Consider the following 4,662-nt stretch of genomic DNA (forward strand, 5'->3'; position numbering starts at 1 on the left):
GAACCGGAGAAACCAACAGAGCCAGAGAAGCCAACAGAACCGGAAAAACCAACAAATCCAGAGAAAACAACGAATCAAGAAAAGCCAGTTCTGAAACAAAATGAAAAGATGGTAGCGAGTAAATAAAGAGAAAACAACTGATTTTGCCAAAAAGGTACTCATAAAAAGAGTACCTTTTTAATTTGAAGCTGGATTGAACAGAGGTGATACTTTGATATGTATAGTGAAAAGATATCAATCAAATATAAATTAGCTGAAAAAGAAGTACTCATTCCATTGAGTGCTTTTTTGTTTGTTGGAATGTTTTTGATCGCTAATTTTTTACTCAACTTATCCTTAGAGCTGATAGAAACAACTTTTAGTGATTTATTACATCCCAAACCGTTTCATATGGAGATAGGATTTCTTTTTCGGATGCCAATTGCAGAGCATCCGATTTACTACATGCTTGTTTTCCTTGTAGTAATTGGAACTATTGCAAGAACGGTGTATAAGCTGAAATCTTCCTTTAAAAACTTAAATAATCATCAGAAAGGTTCTAGTCGTTTTACAACAGTAGAAGAGTTGAAAAAGCAATACCGAGCTGTACCAGATCGAGAGGAATCATTTAAAGGTGGCGGTGGTGTTGTTATCTCCCGACTAGGTGATAAGGTATTCATTGATGATAGCCCGGTAAACAACTTAATTATTGGTACAACACGCTCTGGTAAAGGGGAAACCTATGTATTTCCTACAATTGATGTCTATTCTAGAGCGGAACATAAACCCTCCCTAATTTTTAATGATCCAAAGGGGGAATTGTTCAGCGCATCGAAAGAAACGCTGGAAGAACGAGGCTATCATATTGAAGTTTTGAACCTGTTAACTCCACTTGATTCTATGAGCTATAACTTATTACAACTTGTAAAAGATGCCTATAAAGATGGAGATTATTCAACGGCACAGGCATTATGTAAGACGCTCTCACACACTTTGTATTACAACCCAACTGTAAAAGATCCTTTTTGGCAACAGTGCGCTATGAGCTTGTGTAACGCCATGATATTAGCCGTTACAGATAAATGTATTGCGGAGGGTACAGAAGAAAAAATCACAATGTATGCAGTTGCAAATATGTTATCAGAACTTGGTTCAAAAGAGGTAATCGTAGATCCGGAAGCTGATCCACAAAATGCATTAGATTTATACTTTGAAGGTTTACCAGCGGATAGTGTTGCGAAGATGCAATATGCAACCTCAAACTTCTCAAAAGGAACGACACGAGGCGGGATTTTTACCCAAACAATGAATGGACTTTCTATTTTTACATTTGATGAAATCGCTAAAATGACAGCAAAAAATAGTGTGGATTTAAAACGTGTCGGTTTTGGAAAAACGATAAAAGGAAAAGTGACACCTAGAAAACGAGTAGACATTGTATTTCCAGATGGCTCAAAGGAGTCTATCAAGGCAGATATTACAGGACGTTTTGCATTAGATTTCAAACAAGTAATACAAGTTGGAGATACCATTCAATGTAACGAAAAAGAAAACCCTCAAACGAAAACATCTATTACTATTACAAAAATAGATGAAAAAACGGGTCATACAGAATTTAAAGTGGTAGAAGAACATGAAGATATGAAAATAATAAAAGTGGATTATTTCGATAAGCCAGTCGCTATTTTTATGATTACACCAGACTTTGATTCTTCGAACCATGTGATTGCTTCTATTTTTGTAAGGCAGCTTTATTTTATATTGGCAAAGGGTGCATCCCTCGCTCGTGGAGGGAAATGTCACCGTGAGGTGGTTTTTTGCCTGGATGAGTTTGGTAATATGCCAAGTATTGAAGGGATGGCGAATATTATCACGGTTTGTCTCGGTAGAAATGTTCGTTTTAATCTTATCATTCAAGCATATTCACAATTAAAAAATAAGTATGGTGAGGATGCAGATACGATTGATGGAAACTGTGGGAATACCATTTACATTCTAACTAACGATCAAGAAACCGCCGAAAAAGTTTCCAAAAAACTAGGGAGTCAGACGATTAACCTACCTTCTCGAAGCGGAAAAGGTCTTTCTACTGATAAAAATAAAACGGAAGGTCTAGATCAACGCCCACTGTTAACAGCAAATGAACTTATGAATTTTAAAGAAGGTGAAAGTGCCGTTATTCGTGTTATAAAACGTCAGGATAATAACAGAAAACGGATCAGACCTCGCCCAATTTATAATACGGGAGAAACAGCCTTAAAATACAGATGGGAGTACTTAGGCGTAGAATTCGATACAGATAAATCTATATTAGATATAGATATTGATTCCCTACATGATGACGTAAATCCAAATTCACTCATTGTAGATTTTTTAGGAGAAAGAAAGGAAAAACCATCAGAGCCGAAACAAGAAGATGTACCACCAGTAGAGACAATGCAGCCAATAGAAGAACCAACCATGATGGGAATTGATGAAGAGAATCCCGAAGAGGCGTTTCAGCAGGAAGATAGCCCGTTTGATTCACTCTCCATTGAAAATTGGAAGGAAAAAACGGTTAATGAATTTTTTGAATCTGATTTAGCAGTTTTGAAACTGGTTGATAAGTTCTTTCTAGCGCAATTAGGTAAATCAATAGATGAAGTTGAAAATCAAGAAATGGGCGAGTTTTACAGTGAATTTCAAATGTTAGCTCACAATGACCACATTGACAAAAGTGTCTATCAAGCAGTCGAAAACAAGATTAATCGAATCTTGCGTGATTTAGAAGAAATAGAACAAGTAACAAGTTAGAAAGCACTCAAATAATTGGGTGCTTTTTTGATTCCAAACATAAAGGAGGAAGAGGGAATGTGTGTACCGACAATCACGGATAAAATGCAATTGATTTTAGATAGTTACTCGCCATTTGTAACAGAAGAAAATGAGGTCATTCTTGGTCTAGAAGATGCTGTTCTTTTCCTTTCAGTAGATCGGGAACAAAAAGGAAAATTGATTATTCGTATCGACAGACTAAATGAGAGAGTGAATTGGACAGCAAAAGAAGTATTAGGACAGTAATAAGCATGAGAGGAGGATAAATAGTGAAAGATGAAGAGATTTTAAAGGTTTTAGAAGAGTACTCAGATTATCTTCAAGTAGGGGACATCGTGAATTATGTATTGCGTTGGCTAGGATGGTTCTTAATTCAAGGCTTATCTTTAGTTGTTGATGCCTTGGAAGGTGTGACAGATGCCATGCTAGGAATTAAAGGTTTTTTTAATTCAACTGAAGTACAAGAGTGTGTTGATATGTTATACCCATTGTTTGTTGTTCTTTTAGCCATTTCGTTTTTATATATTGGCTACATGTTTATTATGAACAAACAAATGAATCGTTCTCAAATTATCATCAATATTTTCATAACATTGAGTGTACTTTGCTTATTAAGTACGGGTATGACAAAGGTCGATAAGTTCACCGATGATGCCATAGCGGTTGTGAAATCTGAACAAAAGGGTTCTTTAAGTGATGAAATTATTAAGAAGAATATAACCGATGTTGCAGTAATAGATCAAAATGGATGGAAAAAGAAAGAAGATTTGAATCCAAAAAATAATATTCCTGAAAAAAATATTAGACAAATAGATATTACAGAAAAAATTGATTCCGATTTCAAATTTACGAAAGACAAGGATTTATCAGATGGTGGTCAAAAAATCCTACAGAATAAAAGGGTGATGGATGCATTAGGAGTTGCATCTTTAGCTGAACTAAAAGATGGATGGTTTGATTTCTTTCCAGAAAAGTATTATCGCTGGCATTGGAATTTCTGGAATATATTTTTTACTTTATTGATAACAGGATTAACGTTGTTATTGGTGAGTATTAAATTAGCTAGGTTATTTTATGAATTGGCATTTAACTACTTGTTAGCCAACATATTAGCACCAGCCGATGTTGCGAATGGTCAAAAGTTAAAAGCTGTATTATCTAATATCCTCAATATATTTATAGCAACGATTATGATATTCCTATCTTTGAAGCTATATCTAATGGGTACGGCATTCCTCCATGACAAACTAAATGGTGTACCGTATCTGATTGCATTAGCGGCATTTAGTATGGCAGTTCTAGATGGCCCGGCAGTCGTAGAAAGGTTATTTGGAATAGATATTGGATTAAAGAGCAGTTGGGGCATGTTAGTAGGTGGTTTCGCACTTGGTAAAGGAATTGGCAGTCTCGCAAATTCAAAACCAATGAAGAGTCTTGGAAATATGATTGGAAAAGGAGCGAAAGGTGCAGCAGAAGGAACCGGTGTTGCAGCAGCTAAAACAGCAAGTGCGGCAGCGATGGCAACAGGTGGCGTGGCAGGGCTTATAAGCGGTTTGAAAAAAGGGAATGAGTCTGAAAATAAAGAGTCCTTGCAAGATCAAATGAAAAAAGCGGATCAGAAAAAAGCAAATGGTAATGATTTAGCAAAAAATGAAAAAGAAAAAGGGAACTTAAATAAGGAAAAAGATAAAAAGAATGGTGGTACGCCATCTATTCAAGAAGACATGAAAAAAGGAGGGAACGAAAACCCAGGGGGAGCGAATGGGCAAGAATCGGGAACAACAAGTCTTCAAGATGAAATGAAAGAAGCTGGAAAATCAAATGGAGCGATTGAAGGAAATCCAACAGTAGGAACAGTAAGACAAGGAG

3 protein-coding genes are annotated in these 4,662 nt (G+C 36.1%); all 3 read left to right on the top strand.

All coding sequences use genetic code 11. The annotated features are described in order from the left end of the window. The first annotated feature begins 216 nt into the window (after window positions 1-216). Complete coding sequence (locus DN401_RS29520) at window positions 217-2,772, top strand: VirD4-like conjugal transfer protein, CD1115 family (protein ID WP_149288129.1); 2,556 nt, start codon at window positions 217-219, stop codon at window positions 2,770-2,772. 57 nt (window positions 2,773-2,829) lie between these two features. Further along, window positions 2,830-3,039, top strand: coding sequence for a hypothetical protein (locus DN401_RS29525; protein ID WP_000338017.1), 210 nt, complete (start codon window positions 2,830-2,832; stop codon window positions 3,037-3,039). Window positions 3,040-3,062: 23 nt separating this feature from the next. Then, window positions 3,063-4,662 (top strand): pLS20_p028 family conjugation system transmembrane protein (locus tag DN401_RS29530; protein ID WP_370512999.1); only part of this gene is annotated, 1,600 nt, incomplete at its 3' end.

Origin of the sequence: Bacillus sp. BF2-3, from assembly GCF_008368795.1 — a bacterium.
Classification (GTDB): Bacteria; Bacillota; Bacilli; order Bacillales; family Bacillaceae_G; genus Bacillus_A; species Bacillus_A cereus.